A 24950-nucleotide genomic window follows, 5' to 3' on the forward strand; every position below is an offset into this window, starting at 1 on the left:
CTGCTACCTTAAATGGTTGAACATCGCGTCGATGCTGCTTTCCACGTTCCGCGGCGATTGCCGTGGTTCGGCGGATGCAGGGGGTTCGTCACTCTCAGAAGCCTGATCACTCAGGTCCAGCTCGACGATGTACTCAGAGCTAGCTACTTTGCGAGCTGCGTTCATCTCGCGGTAATCGTCCCAATCGGGCTCGAATCCGTTGAAATGCTCGTAAACGTCCCTTTGGATGCCTTCAAATCGTTCGGAAAAGGAGGTCAAGTCGAAGTACTGAGTGGCGATGCTACGTATCTCATCAATATGAGCGTCGGCATCAGACTCTTTCTCGGCATTGGGTAGTACGTTGTCGAACTCGTTCTTCAACCATTGATCGAAGCAGTTGAGAAGTATAGATTCGTCGTCGTCTGTCCAACTCACCTCAGTTTCTTCATCAAGCCAATTGCGGTACTCGAACACCGGATGCCACTCATCGTGATACCCCACAACATCGCACCAAATCAGAAAAAGTATTTTGCAGCTTTCAAGCTCAGCTTCGGTCGCGAGGCTGCGACCGGACGCGCGGATGGCCTGCGTCAGTTCCTCGCAGTTGTGTCCATCTAATGAATGGTAAGTCGAATATTCTGAAAGGGAGAGGATCTGGTCCACAATCCACTCCTCTATGCCCAGATCTAGATGAGCTGCGGACCCTAAAAGGGACTCAAGTATTGCCGGCGCATCAGACGGCACAGTTCGGCGAGCGCTTAAATTTCTATCCCAAGTGTCCGAGATTGCTTGGGCAACCTGAACTGAATTTTCCCGTAAATTGGACCCGAGCAGCGGATACTTCAAGGTGCGGTCTCGGTCCGCAGATTGCGCGTATCGCAGAAGTTGGGCAAGCTGGTCGGGACCTATAACAGTTTGGGCCAGCAGCGTGGCATAGTCGGCATGTGAATTCAAGAACGAGAGAACGAAATCGCGACAGCTGGGGTTAGCGAATGAAGTATAAGTCTCGCTGTGATTAAATCTGCCAGCTATCTGAATCCAGCTTCCGTCGAGTTGCTTGAGCGCCCGCTCAAATTCCAGTGGAGTCGAAGTTCCTGCGACGCTCGCACGTACTGCACTTGTCGTGGCACCTGTGGTGGGGAACGTGGCAAGGTGCATTAGCAATGTTCGAGCGGCCTCGGTTAGCGATTCCCTGAAACTTGGACCCCATAATTCCATCGGATGATCGAGAGCGTGTACCATTCTGCGAAGCAATTCTTCCGCTGTGTCTTGGGAGCTGCTCTGGGCGATAGTTAACTCGATCAATCGAGGGGTGAAGTTTTCGTGGTTAATGATTCGCATATAGAATCTCTGCACGACGAAATCGCGGACGATCTCACGTGCCAAATTGCTGAAATACAAGTGATTATAAAGAATCCTTGCGCGTATCTCTCGTGTGTATTCGGTCACCTCTACAACACATTCGTGAGCCCGCAGTCCAGCGCGTGCTACCGCCTCATCGCGAAGCTCGGCCTCCTGGAGGACGTGCGTGCGGGTGGTAATAACTAGCTGCTTTCCGGGTCTCCGGCCAATGGCACTGATCAGGCGGGCGACAGTTTTGCCGTTGTCCCGACTTAGCCGTTCTTGTATGTCGGTTTGGCCGAATACATCATCAAAGTAGAAGAAGAGCTTGCCGTCTTCTGAGCTATCAAGGACATCCCAAGCTTTATCAATCGCGCTTGACTCTAACTCAACTATCTTCCAACCGTCTTGCCACTGGGCAAGCGCGAGCATGTCAGCGAGCATGGTCTTTCCGACCCCAGGAGCTCCGCTAATCACGCAGACCCTCTTGTCGGCAAGCATTTGTGTGGCTAGCTGATAGCTGGACGTGCTGACGTATAGTCGAACTCGATCCTGGATTTCCTCCAGTAGAGCCTTGCTCCGATTCCAAATACCGCTGTTTACAATTTCCCTTAAGATCGTAGACGATGCCATCCAAAGCTTGAAATGGTTTATCTCGACATTTGGATAATCCGTTAATAGATCATTGAGGTCCAACTGAGAATAAATCTGGGACGTGTCGGTGATGTGGGGCGAAAGAGCATTAACCAAAGCTTGTTGCTGTGTCAGCGTCAATAGCTGCGATGTTACAAAGTAGTAGTTGTCAGGCTTCAATTCGTCTATTTTTGACTTTTCTGCGGTAGCAGCACGTTTCAGGGCACTGAAAGATGACCCTCGGTAGTGTTTGCACTGAACAATTGTTATTTGTCCGTTGTCCGAGGACCTAAGGTCAATGCCTCCGTCAGGGCCGTGCCCGAATGCCTGTAAACGAACACCCAGGTGCTCCTTGAGTAAGTCTCGGACAAGTAGCTCGAAGTCCATAGGAGACAAGGTGTGGAAATCGTATGTCTTCATTCGCGGCCCCTAGTCGACGTCCCGATTGCTTTTCTCCTGGATACTTTGCTTGCCAGTGTCAAAGTAGCTCAATCTCGTGCGGCGGACGGCGAGAACCATGCGCGTGCCGTTGTCGGGAGTCCATGCCGTCTGCGTCGGGCGTGTCGGTGTGCAGGTGCATCGTCTCAGTTGGGCGACCGCCCCGACTGATGAAGCCAGGAGAGACGAGATGTATCGAACAGTTGACGGGATGACACGCTGGCACTCGGTGACTGCGGAGCTGCATAGTTCCAGATTGCCTCTAGCGCAGTGGTTTCGATCTACACTCCCGAACACCGGCGGCGTGTTCAGGGCTTTCCGCGACACCGTCGTGAATCCCTGCATCGAACCGTTGCCCGATATTCCAAGCGGGACAGCGGGTGCTGCTTTCGATCTGTTGACAAGGTGCAAGCTGGGCGCGCCGATTGTTTCTAGCTCGGTTGTCGAGGCGATCTACGACTACTGCCCTTCTCGAATGTGGGCTGGTGTGGTCGACGAGTTGATCAGCTGGCTCGATCGGCTGATCCTTCGCGAAATGGATCGCAAGGCCGCTGCTGGCGCCGATGAGGGACTGTTGCGAGGTTGCTGGGCAATTGCCTTGTTGGTTGAGCTCGTCCGCGGCGTGAAGTTCGATCGGTCAGCGTTGTGTGCGCTCGGAGACAAGCCCACTTGCAGGGACCTTGTCGATGTTATGCCGGCGTCCGCCATTGCGGATCTGAGACGTCTTGAGCAAGTTTTTCGTGATTGCCTGCTACCGGTTATCAACTCACGCCAAGGTGAGCTTGTTACAGGTCCGGCGTTTTCCCGTGTGTTACCGGGGGACGCTGACTTGATCAAGGGCAATGTACTCGTCGAGGAGGAATTGTCAATACCTGTGGATCGGCGTGTTTCAGGCGACCTCCGTTCCGGCTTGCTGATCGCCGTCTGAGGGCGGTGTCGGTGGGGTGATTTCGGTGGGGCGTTCGAGCAGTTTGCCCTTGTGGAAGACCGCGCCGGCGCGGACCAGGGCGACCAGGTGTGGTGCGTTGACGGCACGCCAGCGGGCCGCGGCGGCGTCGATGAGCTTGTAGGCCATGGCCAGACCAGCCGCACGTGATCCCGGCCCCTTGGTGACCTTGGTTCTCAAACGTACTGTGGCAAAGGTGCTTTCGATCGGATTTGTCGTGCGTAGGTGGATCCAGTGCTCGGCGGGATAGTGGTAGAACTCCAGTAGGGTGTCCAGATCGTCGGTGATCTTGGCGACCGCCTTGGGGTACTTGGCCCCGAAGTCGACCGTGAAGGCCTTGACCGCGACCTGGGCCTTGTCGATATCCTCGGCGTTGTAGATCTCCTTGAGCGCCGACAACGCCGACGCGTGCGCTGATTTCGGCAGGGCGGCAAGCACATTGGCTTGCTTATGAAACCAGCACCGCTGTTCTTTGGTGGCCGGGAACACCTCGCGTACCGCTTTCCAGAAGCCGAGTGCGCCATCGCCGACGGCGAGCACGGGTGCGGTCATGCCGCGTCGTTTACAGTCGCGCAGCAGATCAGCCCACGACTCGGTCGATTCCCGGTAGCCGTCGGTGATCGCCACGAGCTCTTTGCGGCCGTCCGCGCGCACGCCGAGCATCACCAGCAGACACAGCTTTTCCTGGTCCAGGCGGACCTTGAGGTGGATGCCGTCGACCCACAGGTAGACGTAATCGGTGCCCGACAGGTCCCGGGCGGCAAACGCGCGGGCCTCGTCCTGCCACTGGCTGGTCAGCCGGGTGATCGTGGTGGCCGAGAGCCCGGCACCCGAGCCCAGGAACTGCTCCAGAGCGGGGGTGAAGTCGCTGGTGGACAGCCCGTGCAGGTACAGCAGCGGCAGCACTTCGCTCATCTGCGGTGACTTGCGTGCCCAGGCCGGCAGGATCGCCGAGGAGAACCGTTTCCGTTCACCGGTGTCGGGGTCGACGCGTTTGTCGTTGACTCGCGGTGCTTTCACCTCAACTGCCCCGGCTGCCGTCAGCACCTCGCGGGCCTGGTGATAGCCGTTGCGGACCACCAGCCGATGCCCCTTCTCATCGAGCTGATCGGCGAACTGGGCCACGTAGGCGGCGACCTCAGCCTTCAACGCGGCGGCCAGCATCTGACGGGCGCCGTCGCGGACGATCTCGTCCAACAACGACCGACCAGCACCGCCAGTGCTTTCGTTGGCCTCGATGGCATCGTGAACTACGGTGAGCATGGGCGTACCTTCCCGAACCAGCGCGCCAACGCCGGCTCATGATCGGACCTTCGGATATTCAGATCATCCTCGGGAAGGTGCGCCCACTTTCACGCCCCCTCACCGAGGCTCATCCACAGGTTCTGATCATTGCTCCTCGTCGAGGTTAAGGCGATGGTGCACAGACGAAAGCGCGACGGTACACCGCGGTACAGCGTGGACGCGAGAACTCTGTACCAGATGGAGGAATTGTCAATACCTGTGGATCGGCGTGTTTCAGGCGACCTCCGTTCCGGCTTGCTGATCGCCGTCTGAGGGCGGTGTCGGTGGGGTGATTTCGGTGGGGCGTTCGAGCAGTTTGCCCTTGTGGAAGACCGCGCCGGCGCGGACCAGGGCGACCAGGTGTGGTGCGTTGACGGCACGCCAGCGGGCCGCGGCGGCGTCGATGAGCTTGTAGGCCATGGCCAGACCAGCCGCACGTGATCCCGGCCCCTTGGTGACCTTGGTTCTCAAACGTACTGTGGCAAAGGTGCTTTCGATCGGATTTGTCGTGCGTAGGTGGATCCAGTGCTCGGCGGGATAGTGGTAGAACTCCAGTAGGGTGTCCAGATCGTCGGTGATCTTGGCGACCGCCTTGGGGTACTTGGCCCCGAAGTCGACCGTGAAGGCCTTGACCGCGACCTGGGCCTTGTCGATATCCTCGGCGTTGTAGATCTCCTTGAGCGCCGACAACGCCGACGCGTGCGCTGATTTCGGCAGGGCGGCAAGCACATTGGCTTGCTTATGAAACCAGCACCGCTGTTCTTTGGTGGCCGGGAACACCTCGCGTACCGCTTTCCAGAAGCCGAGTGCGCCATCGCCGACGGCGAGCACGGGTGCGGTCATGCCGCGTCGTTTACAGTCGCGCAGCAGATCAGCCCACGACTCGGTCGATTCCCGGTAGCCGTCGGTGATCGCCACGAGCTCTTTGCGGCCGTCCGCGCGCACGCCGAGCATCACCAGCAGACACAGCTTTTCCTGGTCCAGGCGGACCTTGAGGTGGATGCCGTCGACCCACAGGTAGACGTAATCGGTGCCCGACAGGTCCCGGGCGGCAAACGCGCGGGCCTCGTCCTGCCACTGGCTGGTCAGCCGGGTGATCGTGGTGGCCGAGAGCCCGGCACCCGAGCCCAGGAACTGCTCCAGAGCGGGGGTGAAGTCGCTGGTGGACAGCCCGTGCAGGTACAGCAGCGGCAGCACTTCGCTCATCTGCGGTGACTTGCGTGCCCAGGCCGGCAGGATCGCCGAGGAGAACCGTTTCCGTTCACCGGTGTCGGGGTCGACGCGTTTGTCGTTGACTCGCGGTGCTTTCACCTCAACTGCCCCGGCTGCCGTCAGCACCTCGCGGGCCTGGTGATAGCCGTTGCGGACCACCAGCCGATGCCCCTTCTCATCGAGCTGATCGGCGAACTGGGCCACGTAGGCGGCGACCTCAGCCTTCAACGCGGCGGCCAGCATCTGACGGGCGCCGTCGCGGACGATCTCGTCCAACAACGACCGACCAGCACCGCCAGTGCTTTCGTTGGCCTCGATGGCATCGTGAACTACGGTGAGCATGGGCGTACCTTCCCGAACCAGCGCGCCAACGCCGGCTCATGATCGGACCTTCGGATATTCAGATCATCCTCGGGAAGGTGCGCCCACTTTCACGCCCCCTCACCGAGGCTCATCCACAGGTTCTGATCATTGCTCTACCAGATGCTGGCCTATGCTCTTCTGGCACAGGATCATTACTCCATCGACGAGTTGGTCCTCTTCAACGCGCGGTATGCACATGTCTACTCATGGCCGTTGGACGAGCTCTTGGCTGAGTTGGCTGGGGCTGCAGTTGAGGCTCAGGAGATGGCAGCCAGGCTCAAGATGTTTCTAGAGAACCCCGTCGATGCGCGTGTGCCAACGCCGGCGAGAGTTGCTGCGATGGCGGTCATCGGGAGAGGGGATACTCGCCATCTATGAGATGTCGCGGATCGGGTTGCGCCGTTCGCGAAGATAGTGTCGTGCCGATCTGCAACTGCGATACGGAGCCCGCCAACCGAGAGAATGCTGTCTGCTCGAAACATCGGCATCATCAGTAATTTTCATATGCCATATCGACCGGAAGGTGCTCGTGCATAGAAGTGAAGGCCCTTTTATGGGCCCTGTCGACGGTCAGCACCGTGTTGAGGGCGCTGGGTCATCGCGGTCTGCGGTTCGGGACGGTGTTGGACAGCTCGCTGCGATCTTGTCTCCCGGGGAGAAACCTCTAAGAGGTGTGTTGAGGCGTATCCCGAAGAGGTGGGCGCCTTGTATTGACGTCGAGCCCGGCTGGGACGCGCTCATCATCGAGACCGACGCGCAGCTCGCCGCGGTCGACCCCGATTACGTCGTTCTACAGATCAAAGAAAAGTTCGGTGCGTTGCGCTACTACTGTCAACCGAGCGGAGACGACCCAGCTCCGGAGGTTTGCGATGCTCTCGACACCATCACCGACGAGGCGGAGCGGAGATCGGCGACCATCTGCGAGCGCTGCGGTCAACCAGGGAGGTTATCTGACTTCGCTGGAAGGTTGAAAACCCTATGCCAACGATGCACCGAAAAGTAACTGCACACAACGATTTTGAATAGCACAACTGGCAAAGATTACGGTAGGTCCGTCCTGCCAGGCATGTTCATTAATCGTTGCCGGTCCGCGTCCATAGACGCTCGGAGTTCAGCGATGGCGGTCTGAGCAGTATCAAAAATCGTTAGTAGATCTCGGAGCGTTGGCGAGAATCGGTACTCGGAGGCGGGTGGATCGGTCAGATTCTCTCGTGATCGATAGATGTGCCTGTCGCTGCGCTTGAAGCCGCCGAGCCGTCTTGCATCTTGAACAGAGAGACCGCCGAGCATGAGGCCACGATCCGCCAGCTTGGTACCTCGAAGGTAGACCGACTCAGACTCATCGAGGATCAGCGAGAGGCAGTCGTACTCGTTGAGTAGTGCTGCGACTGTCTGATTGTGGCGCATCACAAGGCCGTCGCGTCGACTAACCCCTAGCCCAACGTGGTCGATCTCATTAATCATGCGATTGATATCGCGAAGCTGAGCTTTGAGGACCGACCGCCTGTTCCTGATCTCGTTGGCAGAGCCGAGGAAACGCTTGATCTCGTTCGCATTGGCGACGGTTGCATCGACGATAGGTCGCTCCAGTTCGTCACGGCGTAGGTCTGCCAGCTTGAGAAGCGCTTCCTGCTTAGACAATTGCGGGTTCAGTGGAAGCTGGCGGCGAAGGTTCTTGAGTTTGACCTTCGTCCGAGATTTCTGGGGCTCTGGCAGTCGCATGACTGAGAGGATCTCAGAGTCAGAAGCACCGGCCTGCAAGGCAGTCGTGGCAGCATCCCAGAGTGGTTGTGAAGCTTCGGGCTGCTGATGCCCATGACTGTTCACCATGGCAATAACGGTATCTCCTCATTCCGACAGCCCAGCTGGAATCTTCTTTGACCTGCGGGTTTGACAACGGCTCGTCATTGCTTGTCGAGGCTAGCGGCGTCCCGCAGCATTGATTCTCGTATGACGCCGTATGGCGAGAACTGGTTACAAAGAGAGTGGGAGTGCAATGCCTGAGCTAAGCAAAATGACCGTGGCGGTGGATCCATCGACGGTGCTGTTGATCGGCACGGGTGGGACGGCACGGACGCGCGCGCAGTACGAGAACGGCGTCAAGACGGACACCAACGTGCAGCGTGGAGGGGTTGACGTACACCGGCTGACGGGCGTGGCGGTCTCGGTCGGTGGAACCGGCCTCGACGGAGCTACGGTGGAGACGGCGACGCCGCTCGAAAACGTTCAGGCAGGGAGTATTTTCAAGGCAGAAGGCCTGACCGAGGTGTCGGTGCGGGCAGAGGGACGAGCCGGGTTTGGCGACGGGTCACCTCGTGGGGTCTTGGCCGTAACCGTTTTTATCGAGCGTCTGGTTCCCGTTGGCAATGCGAATGACCTCCTCCGATCGGGCGCGTCCTCGCGGCGGCCGGCAAGCGGGGAGTGACTGTGCCGCACGCAACTTGGATGATTCCGGCTGCGATTCTGTTGTGCGCAGCGGTAGTTGCGGTGAAGCGCGGATCTACTGGTGCCCACAAGGTGTGGATTGTCGCGGTATCAATCGTGTTGTTCTTGTTTGTCTTTGGGGTGCATTGGTCGGGCAGCGGTGTAGTCACTATCGGCGTTTGTGTCGCGGCCGGCTACTTCATCCTGCGATGGCGGCGTGAGAGCACGCCGGAGCCACTTCCCTCGCCGTACCTCGCAGAGGTGCAGTACGCGGTCGAGGTTCTCTCCGATGAAAAGAGGCGCTTCGAGCTGTTCGATGTCGTTGGACTTTTCGTACGCCGCAAGGACAAGCACGGCCGGTTCGTGCGGTACATGCCTACCTTGCGAGGTATTGACTCAACGGTATTCGGGGCGAGTGCTCGGTTTCTTGCCGTTGACGGTCAGGAACTGGCCGACTGGCGAAAGGCTTCCGGTCGTCTCGCGACTGCATTGATGGTCCCGAGTGTGGTTATGTCAGAACCTAAGCCGGGTCTATTCCAGCTCGACCTCAGGGTGCGGGATCCACTTGGCTCTCCCGTGACGCTCGACTCCGTAAAGCCACTGACGGATTGGGTATTGCAGCTTGGGGCTGATGAACATGGCAAGTCGAAGTCAATTCCGATCTCCAATGTCTCGGGTGTGGTGGTTGGCGGCTTGCCGGGTTCGGGCAAGACTGCCTGGCTCACACAGACTTTGGCTTCCTTCTCGGGGTGCGACTCGGCGCAAATGGTCGTGGTCGATGGCAAAGGCGGAATGGACCTTTCGGCACTGAAGCCTCGCAGCTACCGCTTCGTTGACGACGACATGGACCTCGACGCCGTGATCGGTGCGCTTCACGAGGTCAAGGAACTGGTCCGCGAGCGATCGCAGAATCTCCATGAGCTTCTCGGTACATCGAACTTTTGGAACCATGGTCCTACGCCGGAGGTGCCCGTCGTCCTGGTGCTCATCGACGAGTGTCAGACATTTCTGGACCCGCGGCAGCTTGTAGGCAAGGAGAACAAGGCCAAGGGCACGGAGATCCACGCGCTCGTCAGTTTCCTTGTCCGAAAGGGGCGTTCGGCCGGAGTGGTGACGATTCTGACGACTCAGAAACCAACTGCTGACTCCCTGCCGACCGATATCCGCGACAATTCCTCTGTCAGAGTCTGTTTCGGAGTTCAGTCACGGTATGCGGCAGAGGCGGTGCTTGGTGACGATTGGTCAGCGGACAGCGCTGCCAGTCCACTTGGCGCTCCTGTCGGGGTGGGCGTCGCCTCGGTCGACAGCGCGTTCGTCCGTTTCCGCGCGCCTTACATTCGAGAGGCAGCGGTTGCGGACTGGGTGAACCGCTTCGCTGGCTTGGCCCGAGACCCATCACAACTTCTTCACAACCGACTGGCGCAGCCGTCATGACTCATCCATATGAGCGCGATACCGAGCGTGCTGCAAATCTGATCTTCGCGACGCTCACGATTGCGGCTGGCGTGATCTGGTCTGCAGCCGACTACTCCGCGGGTCGTCAGGCAGATGCGGGGATTACGCGTCCGCCGGCGTCGTCGGGAGCATCCGGTCCAGCAGCTACTGCAGGTGCACCGTGCTCGCCTCCCGGCCCCGGTACTCAGGCACAAGCCGCCGGAACGGCGGCGCGTGAGCCGCTCTTGTTCGTATCTCTGATGGAGGGGCCAGATGGGAAGGCAGGCGGCTAGGCGAGCTGGAACGCAAACCGAGTATTTGACGATCCAGCAGTTGGCCGAGAAATTCCAGGTCAGTGTCGGGTGTATTCGCTCGTGGCGTCTGCGTGGTGAAGGGCCGCCCGCAATAAAGCTGGGGAATTCGCTTCGCTGGGACTCGACGGAGGTGGACCGCTGGGTGGATGCACAGCGGGAGTCGCGTTGGGAAGAAGGGTGATGGCGTGAAGAAGGGTAGGTTTGCGGCCGGTGTTCTGACGCAGCCGCTGAGTTCCGATCGTTCATGGATCGACATGAACGAAGGGCTCCTTATCGAACTCGAAGCCCGGAATGCATCGTGGGCTGACATCGACTTATCCGAGTCAGGCGTGGAGGACGACGAGCGCCTGTCGGATGGGGTGCAGACCCAATGTGTGGGTGAATGAATGATCGAGGGACGTGAGGGCCCCGGCGGCTCGCGCGTCTACAGAGCCCGGGTCTACTACCGCGGTCGCTACGTCGCGTCGCGTACTTTTCCGCGCAAGCGGGATGCTCAGGAGTGGGAGCGTAAGCAGGTCGACGCGCTCAAGACCGGCGTGTGGGCGGACCCGAAGGCGGGGGAGAAGCCGGTACGAGAGTGGTGCGAGATCTGGTTCGCCGCTCAACCGCCCCGTCAACCCGCAACCGAGCGCAAGATTCGCGGTGTCATCAACAGACAGATTTCAGGTGCGTTCGGTCGTCGGCCCTTGGTTTCTGTCCGCCCGTCAGAGGTTGAGGTCTGGGCGGCCGGTATCTCTCGACAGCAGTCGCCGGCCACGGCGCGGCACGCGCTTGGGGTGTTGCGCCGGGTGTTCGACTACGCGCTGAGGGACGGCGCAATCCATCGCAATCCTGCAGTCGGTATCAAGCTGCCGAAGGTCCAAGGAAACGATCCACGCCCGCTGACGCATGATCAACTCTGGGCCCTGGTTGACCATCTGCCTTCACAGCGCGACCGCCTCATCGTCCTGGTTGGCGGGTATTGCGGCCTCAGGTGGGGTGAGCTGGCCGCGTTGCAGTGGTCCGATGTGGATTTCGTGTCCCATAGGCTCCGCGTCCGTCGTGCGTACTCCGAGGAGGCTCCGCGCGGTGAGATGGCTCCGGTGAAAGATCATCAGGCTCGGACGGTGCCGATCCCTGCGACGGTCTCCAACATGCTCGCTGGCTTCGGCGTTGATCGTCGCCCCGGTGAACTGGTGTTTCCATCAGCAAGCGGGACGCCCCTCCGAAACCGAAACTTCCGCCGGGACGTCTTTGACGCTGCCGTGAACTCCGCGCAGCTCGACATCACGCCACACAACCTCCGCGACACCGCGGCATCTCTCGCGATCCAGGCTGGGGCCTCGGTAGTCGCCGTTGCGCGTTTGCTAGGCCACGAATCCGCTGCTACGACCCTCAACCACTACGCCGGCCTCTTCCCGTCTGATCTCGACGACGTTGCGCACCGTCTTGACGCTGCGGCTCGTCTCGTGCAACACGGGGACAACCAGGCGGACGATATGCCTATGGATCAGAAACGCCGCTGGATTCCGGCGGATGAGGTCGCCGGAATTCTGAATAGCTCGCCGGTCGACGACGGGCTCCATGACGACATCTACGGTCCAGCGGAACCGGTGGACAGCGGTGAGCCGTCGGGTGAGACCGGCTACCTGCTGAGGTCACCCGAGAATGCGCGACGCCTGCTGGACGCCGTGGCGCGAGACAAAGCCAGTCAGCCGGCACCATCCGATACCAGCGAAGCACCGACCACACACCGACCAGAGGGGAGTAACGAGCAGTAGGGCAACGGCCCGGAAAAGTGCGCTGATCTGCGAAAAAGCGAAGTGCCCTCGGCAGGATTCGAACCTGCGACACCGGCTTTAGGAGAGCCGTGCTCTATCCCCTGAGCTACGAGGGCGAGGGACAAATCGAGATAGGTGGTGAGAACTCTAGTGGATCGCCGGTGCTGCCGGTGCGCGGCTGGGTGGGACGGTGGTGGAGCTGCCGGGGCTTGGTCGATCAGGTCAGTACACCTAGGTAAGTATCGACGCCGCCCTGGAGCGCACGATCTGTTCGGCCTCACCGCAGATCCGTTCCAGCACTTCGGCGGCGGGACGTATCGCGTCGATCGATGCGGCGCCCTGCCCGTACGCGATCGGGTCGGTCTCCGGGTTGGGTTCATCGATCAGAAATGGATTCCCCTCGGCCACCTCCTCGCGACGCTGCTCCAACTCGGCCGTCCGCCCCGACCACTCGTCGGTGAACCGGTTACGACGCACACGTTCCCCGATAGAGCGCGGCCATGGCAGGCCGCTGACGATGTCGTAGGCCCGGGTGTGGGTCGTGTCGGTGCCGTCGGACGCGACGATGAGTTTCTTGTATGCGTCATGGACCTCGGTCACTTCGGGGGTGGCCAGGAAGGCGGTGCCCATCACGGCTCCGTCAGCTCCGGCGATGAGGGCACCGGCGAACGTGCGTCCGCCGCTGATGCCGCCGGCCGCGAGCAGTGGGATGTCGGGGTGTCGGGCGGCGACTGCGGACAGCAACGGCAGCAACGCCATCGTCCCGGTGTGTCCACCGGCCTCGGTGCCCTGCGCAACGAGCACGTCGGTGCCGGCCTCCACCGCGAGATCCGCGTCCTCGAGCGTCTGGACCTGGCAGATCGTGCGGGCTCCGGTGGCGGCCGCCCGCCCGATCCAGGGTTTCGGGTCGCTGAAGGAGAAGACGACGGCCGGGGGCGACGCGGCCAGGGCGGCGTCGAACAGTGGCGCGCCGAACTCCAGGAATGGGGTGATGAAGCCGACCGCGAAGGGACGGTCGGTCTGTGCCCGGATCGCCGTGACCTGGGCGTCGAGCCAATCCGGTCCCTTCGGGTTGATGCCCCCGAATGAACCCAAGGCGCCCGCCGACGAGACCGCCGCGGCGATCGTCGCCCCGCTGTGCATCGCCATCGGCGCGGACATGACCGGGTACTGCAGGTCGAACATCTCGGTGAATCGGGTGCGCAACATCGACTCAGCTCACCTCCGGACCGCGAGGTCTTGCGGTCTGGCCGGATAGCCGCCCGCGGACCGGATCTGTGCAGACCACCGGCCCACGATGCCAAGCAGTTCGTCGATGTCGTCACCGAGTGCGGCGACGAGCGGGGCGCAGCCATCGTCCGTGGCCACCTCGACGGCCTCACGGGCGGCCCGGCCGCTGTCGGTGAAGGCACCGTCGCGGATCAATCCCCGCGATCGCAGCCGATCTTCGGCCGCATCGAGGTCCTCGTCGCTCCAGGCTCTGGTGCGCACGTAGCTGCGCGACGGTATGCCCCAGTAGAGCTCGGTGATCAGGCCGATCTCGACCGCGTCGAAACCGCCGGTGGTCCAGGCGTTGACGTGGACATCGCCGCGATACTCCCGCAGCTGGTCGGCCAACCGCCACGCATCGGCCAATGGTTCACCGGGCAGGCCCTGGGCGACCAGTCCGGAAAACAGCGGCTTGCCGGCCAGCGACAGCCGCCCGGTCGCCCGATGCAGCAGTTCCACCGCCCGGTCGAGACCGTCCGGGGCGGCGCCGAGGATGCGCCGAAGTTGCTGCACCGCACCGTCGGTGCGGGCCGCGCAGATCGTCTGCGCGTCGGTCAGGGTCCAGCCGTACATGACCGCCGGTATCACCGCCGCAGGGTTGAACACCCCGAAAGCCGCGGCGATCACCGCGCCGGGCACCTGTCCCAGCACGGAGCCGCGGCTGCAGAAATAGGCGGGGCCGTCGGGCATCTCGGCTACGCCCGCCTTGCCCGGGCTGGGGGAGAACCCCAGTGCCGCATAACCGCGGTGGCACTCCGGGGAAAAGTACACCTGTCCGGCGAAGGGTTCGATCGCCAGGGCGAGGGCTCGAGACGGTGCGACGGTCATGCGGAACCTCCTCCGGGTGCAGCGTACGCACTGCGCGGCCCCGGCCGCGGGACTATCGTCGCCGCTATGACTGCCCTCGCTGATCAAGTCGTGCTCGTCACCGGCGCCAACCGCGGCATGGGCCGGGAGTACGTCGAGCAGCTGCTCGACCGGGGCGTGGCGAAGGTGTACGCAGCGGCCCGCAACCCGGACTCGATCGAGGTGTCCGACGCTCGCGTCGTCCCGCTGCAGCTCGACGTGAGTGATGCCGCATCGGTCGCCGCGGCCGCCGAACACGCCACCGACGTCAGCGTGCTGATCAACAATGCCGGGATTTCACGCGGTGGCTCCGTCCTGGCCCCGGACACCGCGGAGCTGCGCGAAGAACTGGAGACCAACCTGTTCGGCCCGTTGGCGCTGGCATCGGCGTTCGCCGACCGGATCGCGGAACGGTCGGGCGCCATCGTCAACGTGGCCTCGGTGTTGGCCTGGCTCCCGGTCGGCGGCACCTACAGCGTCTCCAAGGCGGCGTTGTCGAGCGCGACGGACTCCATGCGCATCGAGCTGGCGCCGCGCGGGGTGCAGGTGGTCGGGGTCTACGTCGGACTGGTCGACACCGACATGGGTGCTTTTTCGGACAGCCCGAAGACGCCGCCGGCCGATGTGGTGCGGCAGGTGCTGGACGGTCTGGAGGCCGGCGCCGAGGAGGTCCTGGCCGATGAGCTGACCCGGCAGGTGCGTGCCCAGCTGAGTACACCGCTGCACGAGCGCTGAGACTGCCGGGCGCTCAACGCAATTCGGCGATCACCTTCGCGAAGTAGGCGGAGTCCTTCTTCTGGACCGAGAATGACGTCACCCCAAACTGTTCGCGCAACGCGCGCAGCCGGTCGGCGGCGTCGCGTGGGGTGCCGGAAAGCACGCCGGGCAGGGCCAGGATTTCCTCGTCGGACAGCTGGGGCGCGTAGCGACGCGGCATCGTGAGATCGGGCATTCCGGAGTCGTCCGAGGGGGCCGCCGTGATCGCCAGGTCCAGCACCACCGGGCGGCCGTCGGCGCGGGTGCGGACGAACTCGACGCGGTCGGTTCCGGTGAGCCCGACGATGTCGGCGTGCTGCGCGGCGATGGTCAGCACCCGATCGCCGTTGCCGGCGATCAGCAGCGGAATCTCGGGATGGTGCCGGCGCAGGTACTGGGTGACGTGCTCGAGGTGAGACACCCGCTGCCCGGCCGTCGGGAAGGGGATCTCGGCGGCTTCGAATTCCTCCCGCACATAACCCGCGCCGAGTCCCAGGTCGAGTCGTCCGTCGCTGAGCGTGTGCACCTCGGCGGCATCGCGGGCCAGCAGCGCGGGGCTGTAGAACGCCGCGTTCATCACGTAGCTGCCGACCCGGATCTTCGACGTCGCCTGCGCCACCGCGGTGAGAACCGGGAACGGGGCCGGCGCGCCGAGATGATCCGGGATGTTGAGCACGTCGAAGCCGGAATCCTCGAAGCGGCAAGCGGTTTCTTGCAGCTTTGCGCGGGAGCGCACGGAGCTGATCCCCACGGCGAAGCGAAAGTCGTCGGTCATCACCGCCCGATGCTACGTGGGGCCCACTAGCTCAGAGGCAACTCGGCAAAGACCGCACCGGTCGGCTGCGTCGAACCCGTTCCGGGCTCGACCGTGAACGCCAGCGCGGTGGAGCTGCCCAAATCGGGAACCACCGCGGTGGTCGACGGCGACACCGTGGCGGCGTCCATCGTGCCCGCCGAGGTCGCGCGCTCCGCGTCGACCAGCCACATCTGATACACCGTGCCCTCGGTCGGCGGGGCCACGTTGTTCATCACCAGCACGCCGGCGTCGCGTTCGTGGGAGAAGACGAACGTCGCGGTGCCACCGGTGGGGATCTGGCCCGAGACGGTCCGCACGTCCGGGGCCGCGAAGATCAGCTGCGCGGTCGACGGTTCCGGTGTCGGCCGCATCGACACGCCGATCCCGACGGCGCCCAGTCCGATCACCAGCGCCGCCGCGGCGCCCAGCGCGGCCGTCTGCCAGCGGCGCCCCGGTTTCCGGAGCGGACGAACGGAATCGTCGGCGGCTGCGGTCAGGATCTTCGCGCGTAGCTCGGACGGTGGTTCCAGCGCGGTCGCGGCCGAGACCGCGGCCAGTGTCTCGCGGACCGCCCGCACCTCATCGAAGAAGGCGTCGGCGTTCTCGGCGTCGATCAGCTGGAGTTCGAGGTTGTCCCGGTCGGCCTGGTCCAGCGCGTGCAACGCGTACGGCGTGGCCAGGTCCAGGAGCTCCTCGGGTGGGTTCGGCGTGCTCATCTCACCGCCTACCCAGGCAATTCCGCAGGTTACGCAGGGCATCGCGCATCCGCGACTTGACCGTCGCCAGATTGGCCGACAGCTGCTCGGACACCTGCACGTAGGTCAGGCCGTCGTAGTACGCCAGCTGCACGCACTGCCGTTGCAGGTCGGTCAGCCCATCCAGGCACAGGGTGACCTGACGTCGTTCGTCGCTGCCCAGGACCGATTCGCTGACCTGGTCGACGGCGGGTTCGACGGAGACCGCGCCGTACTGCGAGTTGCGCCGGCTGGCGGCCTCCTCGCTGCGCACGCGGTCGACGGCGCGGCGGTGGGCCAGGGTCATCAGCCAGGCCAGCGCGGAACCCGAGGCGGGGTCGTAGTTGTCGGCGCTGCGCCACACCTGCAGGTACACCTCCTGCGTGGTCTCCTCGCTGTAGCCGGGATCCCGCAGGACCCGCGTGACCAGCCCGAATACCCGGGATCGGGTCGCATCGTAGAAGGCTGCGAAGGCGTCGGCGTCCCGACGCGCGACTCCCCGCAACAGGACGTCGAGGTCGTGGGCCACGGGTGTGAGCCTAACCGTCGTGCTGTGCGTCATGGCATCTTATCTACGCTTTGCCGGGCGGGGTAGGAAAAACGCTGTCCGAGAGCGATATTCGCGGTAGCCCGGACGATCCGCCAGGTACTTCTCGGCGAGTTTGGCGCCGGTGGCGTACACCAGGAAGTACGTCATCAGCAGCGGCGAGAGCACCGTGACCAACGCCCACGGGCCGTTGATGGTCACCAGCCACAGCCCCCACCACACGCAGGCGTCGCCGAAGTAGTTGGGGTGCCGGGTCCAAGCCCACAGGCCGCGGTCCATGATTCGGCCCTTGTTCGCCGGGTCGGCCTTGAACTGCTTCAACTGATGGTCGCCGAGGCCCTCGAACAGCACGCCCGTCGCCCACAACGCGATCCCCAGCGCCAGCACCGGCCACAGTGCGGGCGGGGTCGCTCCGGTGGTGGCGGACAACTGCAGGGGCAGCGAGACGAACCACACCGAGGCGCCCTGGATGACGAAGACCTTGCGCAGGACGTGGGTGGCGGAGTGGTCGCCGCCCAACAGATCTCGATATCGGGGGTCCTCGCCCTTGCCGACGGTCTTGCTGTGGATGTGGACTGCCAGGCGCAGCCCCCACACGCCGACCAGCGTCAACAGCAGCACCCGACGCCCCAGGTCGCCGCTGCCCAGCGCGGCCGCGACGGCGGCGACGGCGACGAATCCGAGTCCCCACGCAACATCGACGATGTTGTACCGGCCGATGCGGCGACCGATGAGGAACGTCGCGCCGAACAGCAGGGCGATGACACCCAACGAAACCAGCGATACCACAACGAAATTCACCACTTGCCTCCACTGTGCGCGAATGTCCACTGATAGACGTCGAGGTACCCGGAGCGAAAGCCGGCTTCCGAGTAGGCCAGGTAGAGCTCCCACATCCGTTGGAACGTCTCGTCGAAGCCCAGTTCCGTCAACGCGGTACGGCGCGCCAGGAAGCGCTGCCGCCACAAGCGCAGCGTCTCGGCGTAGTGCCGCTGCAGGGAGAGCATGCTGACGGTGCGCAGCGCCGTGTGCCGTCCGGTGATGTCCAGGATGACGTCGGTGGAGGGCAGCAGGCCGCCCGGGAAGATGTACTTCTGAATCCAGCTGTAGGTGTCGCGGCTGGCCAGCATTCGGTCGTGCGGCATGGTGATCGACTGGATGGCCACCCGACCGCCCGGCGTCACCAACCGGTCGAGCGTCTGGAAGTAGTCCGGCCAGTTGCGGTAGCCGACGGCCTCGACCATCTCCACCGACAGCACCGCGTCGAAGCTGCCTACGACGTCCCGGTAATCGCGCAGCTGAATGTCGACGCGGTCCGACAACCCGGCGGCGGCAACCCGCTGCCGCGCCAGCCGCTGCTGCTCCGCGGACAGCGTCACCGAGGTCACCTGGGCTCCACGCGCGGCCGCACGCAGGGCCAGTTCGCCCCACCCGGTGCCGATCTCGAGCACCCGGCGGCCGGCCGTGACATCGGCGGTGTCCAGGAGTCGATCGACTTTGCGTCGTTGCGCATCGGCCAAGCTCGTGGGCGTGGCCGGCAGCGTGTCGAACAGCGCGCTGGAATACGTCATGGTCTCGTCGAGGAACTCGGCGAACAACTCGTTGGACAGGTCATAGTGCGCGGAGATGTTGCTGCGCGCCTGATCTCGGGTGTTGCGGTGCGAATCGGGTTGGCTGGCCAGCACGATCGGCCGCAGTCGCTGCAGCGGCTGGGGGACCAACGTGGATACGGAGCGGGCGAAGGTGGTGAGCACGCCGACGAGGTCCGCGGAGCTCCATTCTCCGGCCATGTAGGACTCGCCGAACCCGATCAGCCCGTGCCGCCCGATGCGGCGGGCCAACCGGTCGGGGTGGCGCAGGATCAGGGTGGGCAGGCTGGGGTCGGCGGCCCCGATCACCGCGCCGTCGGGGTATTGCAACCGCAGCGGCAGGCTGCGCGCGGTCCGCTGCAACAAGGCCGAAGCCGCCTGGGCGGACAGCGCGGCGATCGGGCCTCGCGGAACGGCATCGACGTCCGGCCACCGGGTGCGGCCGGCGGTGGGGGCGGTGATGGTCATGGGCGCTCCTGGATCGGCACACGGCGCAGCCAGAGCAGGATGCCCTGTACGCGAATTCCCCAGGCCACCAACAGCGGAGCCAGCGGAGCGGACAGTTGCAGCCACGCGATCCGCGCGGGGGTGGCGCACTGGCGGTGGCCCTGCAGCGTCGCGACGAATGCGGGGTGGTCGTCTCGGTGCAACGTGATCCGGACGTTGAGCGTCTCCTCCGGTTGCGGGGCGCGCACCAGGTAGTAGCCGTCGGTGCCGTTGAACGGGGAGACGTACATGCGTTTGGGTATCGGCGTGCTCCTGTCCTGATCGGCGGGTAGCAGATAGGCGTGTCGTTGGCCGTAGGTGTTGTGCACCTCGGCGATCACCGCGCGCAGTCGCCCGTCGCGGTCGTGGCACCAGAAGATGCTCAGCGGGTTGAACACGAAACCCAGCACGCGGGCCTGCATCAACGCGGTGACCTGACCGCCCCGCAGGTCGATGCCGTGACCGGCCAGCAAGGTGTCGACCCGGCGGCGCAGGGTGTCCGGGCCGGAACCCGGCGGCTGTAGGTGGTCGGCCGGGCGGAATCGGGCGAACGGCCGCAGCAGCGCGGGCAGCCGCGGTGGCGCATCGATGTCGAGATACCAGCAGTAGCCCCGGTGTTCGAAATGGTGGTGTACCGGGGCGCGTCGCAGATGGGTGGTGCGGGTGCGGTAGATCGCCGCCGTGCTCACTGCTGCACCGCCGTTCGTTGCAGCCGCCGTGCGGCGCGCAGCCCCGAGGCGGCGCCGTCCTCATGGAAGCCCCAGCCGTGGTAGGCGCCGGCGAAGACCACCCGATCGTCGTCCAGATTGGCCAGATGTTGTTGGGCCGCCACGGATTCCAACGTGTACTGCGGGTGGTGGTAGGTCATGGTGACCAGGGTGCGCTCGGGGGCGACGAGGTCGTGGTCGCCGAGGGTCAGCAGGAACCGCCGGGTCCCGCCGAGCCGCATCAGGTGGGTGATGTCGTAGGTGACGGCGACCGCATCGCTGCGCCCGGTGATCAGGTAGTTCCACGATGCGCGGGCCCGCCGACTCCTCGGCAGCACCGACTCGTCGGTGTGCAGGCGGGCGAGGTTGGGCGTGTATCCGATGGCACCGAGGACCGCGCGTTCGCGACGGGTGGGTTCGGCCAGCAGCGCCAGCGCCTGGTCGGAATGGGTCGCGATGACCACCGCATCGAAGTCCTCGAGCGCGGCGCGGTCGGTGCGGATCTGTACGCCGGTCCGGGTGCGCCGCAGCGCCCGCACGGGGGTCCCGAGACGGACCTCGTCGAGGTGCTGCGCGATCGCTTCGACGTAGGTGGCAGAGCCGCCCACGACGGTGCGCCAGGACGGCGAACCGAACACCGTCAGCATGCCGTGGTGCTCGAGGAAGACGAACAGGTAGCGGGCCGGGTAGTCGAGTGCGGTGTCCGGCGAGCAGGACCACACCGCCGCCACCAGCGGGGTCATGAAGTGTTGGACGAAAAATGGCGAGAAGCCGTGGCGCTGTAGGAAGCCGCGCAGCGGCTCGTCGGGTGCGGCGTCGCTGCTGCGTAGCAGCGCGGTGGCGTGCCGGTGAAACTTCCTGACCTCGACCAGCATTGCGAGGTACCGGGGACGAGTCAGGTTGGCCAGGCTCGGGAACAGGCCGCCGAGGCCGCGGGCGCCCGCATACTCCAGTCCGGTTTCGTCAGAACGCACCGACATGGACATGTCGGTGTCGCGGGTGGCGATGTTCAGCTCATAGAACAGCCGACACAGCGTGGGGTAGGTGCGGCTGTTGTGCACCAGAAACGCCGAGTCGATCCGTTCCATGACCCCGTCGCCGCGGTCGACCACATGGCTGTGGGCATGACCACCCAGCCGATCGTCGGCTTCGAACAAGGTCACCCGATCATGGCGCGACAGGGTGTATGCGGCGGTCAGACCCGCCACACCACTGCCGATGACGGCGATGGAGCGCCGGCTGTCGTCGATGTGCACATCAGGTATTCGGAGCCGGTCGCCGCCTGGATGGGTGGGAGTTTGCGGCTATCGGCTGCCGGCTGTGCTCGGCTCCGAAACCGCTTGTGCCCGAAAGCGATGCAGGAAATCGACCCAGTGTTGCGGCAGCCGATGGTGCCGGGCGCCGTCGATGATCCGCTCGAGATAGCCCGGCCGCGGCGGCCCGGGGTCGACCCGGTGATCGATGTACACCCAGACCCAGGCCGTTCCCAGCGCGGTCCGCACCGCCAGGCGGTCGCGGCGGTAACGCACCGGCACGCCCTCGGCGCGGTCCAGCGCCGCCAGATCGCAGGCCGATACATCCCACACCACGCCGTGCACCTGCGTGCCGCGCCGCGGCTCGATGGTGGCGACACCGCGCTCGTTGATCAGCCAGTCGTGGTCACCGAGAACGGCGCGTTGCGGATCGGCGGCGTCGGGACAGCGAGCCGCCATCTGCTGCACGCACAGGTTGGACCCGTACGCGAAGTAGCGGTGCCGGACGGTCACTCAGCCTTGCACTCCGGAACCGGTTAGAAGACCATCCCGGCGCCGTAGAACGGGCTGCCGTACCAGGGCATCGCGTACACGGGCGGCCGCGACACGATCTGGGTGTTGCCGGGGCTGCTGCACTGGGTGGTGGCACCGCCCGCGTAGCCGCCGCCGGAACTGGTCACTGTGCAATCGGGGTTCAGCGGGTTCGCGGCCGCGGCGGGCGCGGCGATGATTGCCGCCGCGGCACCTCCCGCCATCAAAGCGGGAACGATGAGACGCAGGACGCGCATGGGCAGAACCCCTCTACTGGAAACCTGTATGTTCGCTGAAAGTGTATAGCCGAACCGGGTCAGAGGTCGGCTATGGGCAGGTTGAGGTTGGGGAACGTGAGGCCGCCATCGACCTCCAGAGTCTTGCCGGTGAGGTAACTGCTCGCCGGCGACGCCAGATAGACCGCCGCGGCGGCGATGTCGGACGGATCGCCGAGTCGGCGCATCGGGGTCGCCTGCTCCATCGGTTCCCGCAGCTCGTCGTTGGAAGCGACAATGTCGAGCGCCGAGGTCAGGATCGAGCCCGGCGCAATCGCATTGACCCGGATCCGCGGGCACAGGTCCAGGGCGGCCAGTCGGGTGTATTGCGCCAGCGCCCCCTTGGCCGTGCCGTAGGCCGCGAACCCGCGCCCGGCGAGCCGGCCCATGGTCGAGGTGATGTTGATGATGCTGCCGCCGCCGGAATGTTCGAGCATCAGCGGGACGGCGGCCGACGTCAGCGCGTGCGCGGTGCCGACATTGAAGGTGAAGGCGTCGCGGAGATCCTTGGCCGAGGTGTTCAACAGCGGCCCGGGCATGGTGCCGCCGACGTTGTTGACGACGACGTCGAGGCGCCCGAAGGCTTCGACCGCGGCGGCCGCAAGCTCAGCGGTGGTCTCCGGATGGGCAAGATCACCCACCACGATGTGTGCCCGCCGCCCGGTCGCGCGGATCTGGTCAGCCACCGCGTCGAGTTCGGTCCGGGTGCGGGCGGCGATGACAACGTCGGCGCCCACTTCCGCGAAGGCCACCGCGATCGCCGCGCCGAGACCGCGGCCCGCGCCGGTGACCACGGCCACCTGGTCGTCGAGCCGGAATTTATCGAGGATCATCGCGGCCACGCTAGCAAGGTCGGCCGCCGACGGCGGTAGGTTCACAGCGTGAGTCCGGATGACGGCGACCGCGTCGAAGACCTTGATGCGTGGATAGCGGCCAAGGCGTTGACCGAATACGAGGTGGCGCCGGGCTCCGAACTGCGGTTGGTCAACCGCTCCGAGAACACGGTCTTCGGGCTCACCGACGCGGCCACCGGTGAACAGTCGATGCTGCGGGTGCATCGGCCCGGCTACCACCACCGGCATCAGATCGAGTCGGAACTCGACTGGCTCGCCGCGATCCGCAGGGACGACGTCGTGACCGTGCCCACGGTGTGCGCCGCCCGCGACGGGCGGCGGGTGGTCACGGTCGACGGCGTCGATGCCGGGCCGCGACACGTGGTCCGTTTCGCGCTGATCCCCGGTGCGCATCCGGATGAGGACTGCCTGACGGAGCGGGACTTTCACGATCTGGGCCGGGTGACGGCGGCGTTGCACGAGCATTCGCGGCGATGGCGACGGCCACCGGGCTTCGATCGGTTTGCCTGGGACTGGGACTCCTCGCTCGGGTGCCGGCCGCGGTGGGGCAGGTGGCAGGACTCGGCCGGGGTCGGACCCGACCAGCGCCGCGTGCTGGCTGGCGCGCAGGACCTGCTGCAGCAACGCCTTACCGAGTACGGTCGCAGCCCCGACCGGTTCGGTTTGGTGCACGCCGACCTGCGCCTGGCCAACCTGCTGGTCGACGCCGGCGTGATTGCCGCCATCGACTTCGACGACTGCGGATTCAGTTGGTTCTTCTATGATTTCGGCGCGGCGGTGTCCTTCATCGAGGACGATCCGGCGGTACCGCAGTGGCAGGACGCGTGGCTCGCCGGCTACCGGACCGCAGGACAGGTGAGCGCGGTCGACGAGGAGATGTTGGCCTCGTTCGTGATGCTGCGACGATTGAAATTGCTCGCCTGGATGGGAACTCACGACCATGCACTGGAATCTCAGACCAAACTGACCACCTACGCCGAAGGTAGCTGCGAACTCGCCGAGCGGTACATGACCTCGGGTGGCCGCTTAGTGCACCGATAGCGGTGCACATTTCAAAACTGTTTGAACCATTCGGCCAGCGGCAACGTGGTCCTGTGTGTGGAACATCCACGCTCTACGGTTAACCCCATGACGGTAACCAGCACGACCCCGCGGCTTGCTGCCGCGGCGGTGGCACTGCCCCCGCATCGGCACAGCCAGGCCGAGGTGACCGCGCTGCTCACCGACGCTGCCGGGGCGGAGTTCGAACGGTTTGCCAACACCAGCGGGGTGCAGACGCGGAGTCTCGCGCTGCCGCTGGAGCGCTACCGCGAGCTGAGGGATTTCACCGAGGCCAACCAGACCTATTTGAATGTGGCCCTTGAGTTGTCGGAGAGCGCCCTCCGCAATGCGCTGGCCACCGCACAGATCACACCCGACGAGGTCGACATCATCTTCTCGACCACCGTGACCGGGTTGGCGGTGCCCACGTTGGATGCCAGGTTGGCCGCCCGCATCGGCTTGCGTCCCGACGTCAAGCGCGTCCCGTTGTTCGGCCTGGGCTGTGTGGCCGGGGCCGCCGGAGTGGCCCGCATGCACGATTATCTGCGCGCCTATCCGGAACAGGTGGCGGTGTTGGTCGCGGTCGAACTGTGTTCGCTGACCATCCAGTGGGGCGACCATTCGGTGGCAAATATGGTGGCCTCCAGTCTGTTCGGTGACGGTGCGGCAGCCGTCGTGGCCACCGGTGCGCAGCGCGCGGGCACCGGCCCGCAGGTGCTGGCGAGTCGCAGCCGGCTCTACCCCGACACCGAGCACGTGATGGGGTGGGAGATCGGGACCTCGGGGTTCAAGATCGTACTGTCCGCCGACATTCCCACCGTTGCTGAGAAATACCTGGGCGAAGATGTCACGTTGTTCCTCGCCGAGTTCGGACTGACACCCGACGATGTCGACACCTGGGTGTGCCACCCGGGTGGGCCGAAGGTGATCGAGGCCGTCGAGCACGTGTTGAAGCTGCCGTCGTCGGCGTTGGATCGGACGCGGGAGTCGTTGCGGGACAACGGGAACTTGTCCTCGGTGTCGGTACTCGACGTCCTGCGCGCCACCATGGGCGACCCGCCCGCGGCGGGATCGTTGGGCATGATGATCGCGATGGGGCCCGGGTTCTGCGCGGAACTCGTCCTGCTGCGGTGGTGAT

Annotated in this window: 25 protein-coding genes, 1 tRNA gene and 1 pseudogene; 10 read left to right on the top strand and 17 right to left on the bottom strand. The window is 64.1% G+C overall.

The features are described from left to right. Positions 1–3 precede the first annotated feature (3 nt). Positions 4–2373: an nSTAND3 domain-containing NTPase gene (locus tag RCP80_RS03815; RefSeq protein WP_308481084.1), complete on the bottom strand. Its 2370-nt coding sequence runs from the start codon at positions 2371–2373 to the stop codon at positions 4–6. A 97-nt stretch (positions 2374–2470) separates the two neighbouring features. Here RCP80_RS03815 and RCP80_RS03820 point away from each other — a divergent pair, with 97 nt between their 5' ends. Continuing rightward, entirely contained in the window at positions 2471–3319 is an 849-nt protein-coding gene (locus RCP80_RS03820) for a hypothetical protein (protein WP_308481085.1), read from the top strand. Here RCP80_RS03820 and RCP80_RS03825 read toward each other — a convergent pair. Continuing rightward, the gene (locus RCP80_RS03825) at positions 3281–4600 is read right to left on the bottom strand and encodes an IS256 family transposase (protein ID WP_064961518.1); all 1320 of its coding nucleotides are present in this window, start codon (positions 4598–4600) and stop codon (positions 3281–3283) included. The two genes, RCP80_RS03820 and RCP80_RS03825, sit on opposite strands and share 39 nt — an antisense overlap. Positions 4601–4855: 255 nt before the next feature. Continuing rightward, positions 4856–6175, bottom strand: a complete 1320-nt coding sequence (locus RCP80_RS03830) for an IS256 family transposase (RefSeq protein ID WP_064961518.1) — start codon at positions 6173–6175, stop codon at positions 4856–4858. Between the two features lie 129 nt (positions 6176–6304). On the opposite strand from RCP80_RS03830, the gene RCP80_RS03835 reads away from it, so the two are divergent. Next, the gene (locus RCP80_RS03835) at positions 6305–6574 is read left to right on the top strand and encodes a hypothetical protein (protein WP_308481086.1); all 270 of its coding nucleotides are present in this window, start codon (positions 6305–6307) and stop codon (positions 6572–6574) included. A 663-nt stretch (positions 6575–7237) separates the two neighbouring features. Here RCP80_RS03835 and RCP80_RS03840 read toward each other — a convergent pair. After that, positions 7238–8026 carry a hypothetical protein gene (locus RCP80_RS03840; RefSeq protein ID WP_308481087.1) on the bottom strand — a complete coding sequence of 263 codons (789 nt, stop codon included), beginning with the start codon at positions 8024–8026 and terminating at the stop codon, positions 7238–7240. A 184-nt stretch (positions 8027–8210) separates the two neighbouring features. Between RCP80_RS03840 and RCP80_RS03845 the strand changes: the two genes are divergently transcribed. From RCP80_RS03845 to RCP80_RS03860, 5 genes are all read left to right on the top strand, one after another. Beyond that, the gene (locus RCP80_RS03845) at positions 8211–8621 is read left to right on the top strand and encodes a hypothetical protein (RefSeq protein WP_308481088.1); all 411 of its coding nucleotides are present in this window, start codon (positions 8211–8213) and stop codon (positions 8619–8621) included. A 20-nt stretch (positions 8622–8641) separates the two neighbouring features. Further along, a complete protein-coding gene (locus tag RCP80_RS03850; protein ID WP_308481089.1) occupies positions 8642–10054 on the top strand; it encodes an FtsK/SpoIIIE domain-containing protein in 1413 nt (470 codons plus the stop codon). Between the two features lie 273 nt (positions 10055–10327). Further along, positions 10328–10549, top strand: a complete 222-nt coding sequence (locus RCP80_RS25965) for a helix-turn-helix transcriptional regulator (RefSeq protein ID WP_373693443.1) — start codon at positions 10328–10330, stop codon at positions 10547–10549. Between the two features lie 4 nt (positions 10550–10553). Then, positions 10554–10754 (top strand): hypothetical protein, encoded by a 201-nt coding sequence (locus RCP80_RS03855; RefSeq protein ID WP_308481090.1) that lies wholly within the window; start codon positions 10554–10556, stop codon positions 10752–10754. Further along, positions 10755–12128 (top strand): tyrosine-type recombinase/integrase, encoded by a 1374-nt coding sequence (locus RCP80_RS03860; RefSeq protein WP_373693444.1) that lies wholly within the window; start codon positions 10755–10757, stop codon positions 12126–12128. Between the two features lie 43 nt (positions 12129–12171). On the opposite strand, the gene RCP80_RS03870 is transcribed toward RCP80_RS03860, so the two are convergent. The 3 genes from RCP80_RS03870 to RCP80_RS03880 form a co-directional block, all read right to left on the bottom strand. Beyond that, positions 12172–12244: transfer RNA gene (locus RCP80_RS03870), tRNA-Arg, on the bottom strand. Positions 12245–12359: 115 nt separating this feature from the next. After that, positions 12360–13337 (bottom strand): NAD(P)H-dependent flavin oxidoreductase, encoded by a 978-nt coding sequence (locus RCP80_RS03875; protein WP_308481091.1) that lies wholly within the window; start codon positions 13335–13337, stop codon positions 12360–12362. A gap of 9 nt (positions 13338–13346) precedes the next feature. Further along, entirely contained in the window at positions 13347–14225 is an 879-nt protein-coding gene (locus RCP80_RS03880) for an SCO6745 family protein (protein ID WP_308481092.1), read from the bottom strand. A gap of 66 nt (positions 14226–14291) precedes the next feature. Here RCP80_RS03880 and RCP80_RS03885 point away from each other — a divergent pair, with 66 nt between their 5' ends. Beyond that, positions 14292–14978, top strand: coding sequence for an SDR family oxidoreductase (locus tag RCP80_RS03885; protein ID WP_308481093.1), 687 nt, complete (start codon positions 14292–14294; stop codon positions 14976–14978). A gap of 13 nt (positions 14979–14991) precedes the next feature. Here the strand turns inward: RCP80_RS03885 and RCP80_RS03890 are convergent, their stop codons facing one another. From RCP80_RS03890 to RCP80_RS03935, 10 genes and pseudogenes are all read right to left on the bottom strand, one after another. Continuing rightward, positions 14992–15774: a TIGR03621 family F420-dependent LLM class oxidoreductase gene (locus RCP80_RS03890; RefSeq protein WP_308481094.1), complete on the bottom strand. Its 783-nt coding sequence runs from the start codon at positions 15772–15774 to the stop codon at positions 14992–14994. A 26-nt stretch (positions 15775–15800) separates the two neighbouring features. After that, complete coding sequence (locus RCP80_RS03895; protein WP_308481095.1) at positions 15801–16511, bottom strand: anti-sigma factor; 711 nt, start codon at positions 16509–16511, stop codon at positions 15801–15803. Position 16512: 1 nt separating this feature from the next. Continuing rightward, positions 16513–17091, bottom strand: a complete 579-nt coding sequence (sigK, locus tag RCP80_RS03900; protein ID WP_308481096.1) for an ECF RNA polymerase sigma factor SigK — start codon at positions 17089–17091, stop codon at positions 16513–16515. Positions 17092–17097: 6 nt separating this feature from the next. Beyond that, positions 17098–17865, bottom strand: a complete 768-nt coding sequence (locus RCP80_RS03905) for a DUF1295 domain-containing protein (RefSeq protein WP_308482692.1) — start codon at positions 17863–17865, stop codon at positions 17098–17100. Between the two features lie 8 nt (positions 17866–17873). Continuing rightward, positions 17874–19133 (bottom strand): class I SAM-dependent methyltransferase, encoded by a 1260-nt coding sequence (locus tag RCP80_RS03910; RefSeq protein ID WP_308481097.1) that lies wholly within the window; start codon positions 19131–19133, stop codon positions 17874–17876. Next, on the bottom strand, positions 19130–19840 hold the full coding sequence (locus RCP80_RS03915; protein ID WP_308481098.1) for a DUF1365 domain-containing protein: 711 nt from the start codon (positions 19838–19840) through the stop codon (positions 19130–19132). The genes RCP80_RS03910 and RCP80_RS03915 overlap by 4 nt, the downstream gene beginning before the upstream one ends. Further along, a complete protein-coding gene (locus RCP80_RS03920) occupies positions 19837–21108 on the bottom strand; it encodes an NAD(P)/FAD-dependent oxidoreductase (RefSeq protein WP_308482693.1) in 1272 nt (423 codons plus the stop codon). Before RCP80_RS03920 ends, RCP80_RS03915 begins: the two co-directional genes overlap by 4 nt. 99 nt (positions 21109–21207) lie before the next feature. After that, a pseudogene (locus RCP80_RS03925) lies at positions 21208–21624 on the bottom strand (gamma-glutamylcyclotransferase family protein); the annotation flags it as partial. A gap of 23 nt (positions 21625–21647) precedes the next feature. Beyond that, entirely contained in the window at positions 21648–21899 is a 252-nt protein-coding gene (locus tag RCP80_RS03930; RefSeq protein ID WP_308481099.1) for a hypothetical protein, read from the bottom strand. A 59-nt stretch (positions 21900–21958) separates the two neighbouring features. Further along, positions 21959–22750: an SDR family oxidoreductase gene (locus tag RCP80_RS03935; protein WP_308481100.1), complete on the bottom strand. Its 792-nt coding sequence runs from the start codon at positions 22748–22750 to the stop codon at positions 21959–21961. Positions 22751–22798: 48 nt separating this feature from the next. On the opposite strand from RCP80_RS03935, the gene RCP80_RS03940 reads away from it, so the two are divergent. Together RCP80_RS03940 and RCP80_RS03945 are read left to right on the top strand one after the other, a co-directional pair. Continuing rightward, the gene (locus RCP80_RS03940; protein WP_308481101.1) at positions 22799–23812 is read left to right on the top strand and encodes a phosphotransferase enzyme family protein; all 1014 of its coding nucleotides are present in this window, start codon (positions 22799–22801) and stop codon (positions 23810–23812) included. Positions 23813–23899: 87 nt separating this feature from the next. Further along, the gene (locus RCP80_RS03945; protein WP_308481102.1) at positions 23900–24949 is read left to right on the top strand and encodes a type III polyketide synthase; all 1050 of its coding nucleotides are present in this window, start codon (positions 23900–23902) and stop codon (positions 24947–24949) included. The last annotated feature ends 1 nt before the right edge of the window (position 24950 follow it).

The organism is Mycolicibacterium sp. MU0053, assembly GCF_963378095.1.
GTDB classification, from domain to species: Bacteria; Actinomycetota; Actinomycetes; order Mycobacteriales; family Mycobacteriaceae; genus Mycobacterium; species Mycobacterium burgundiense.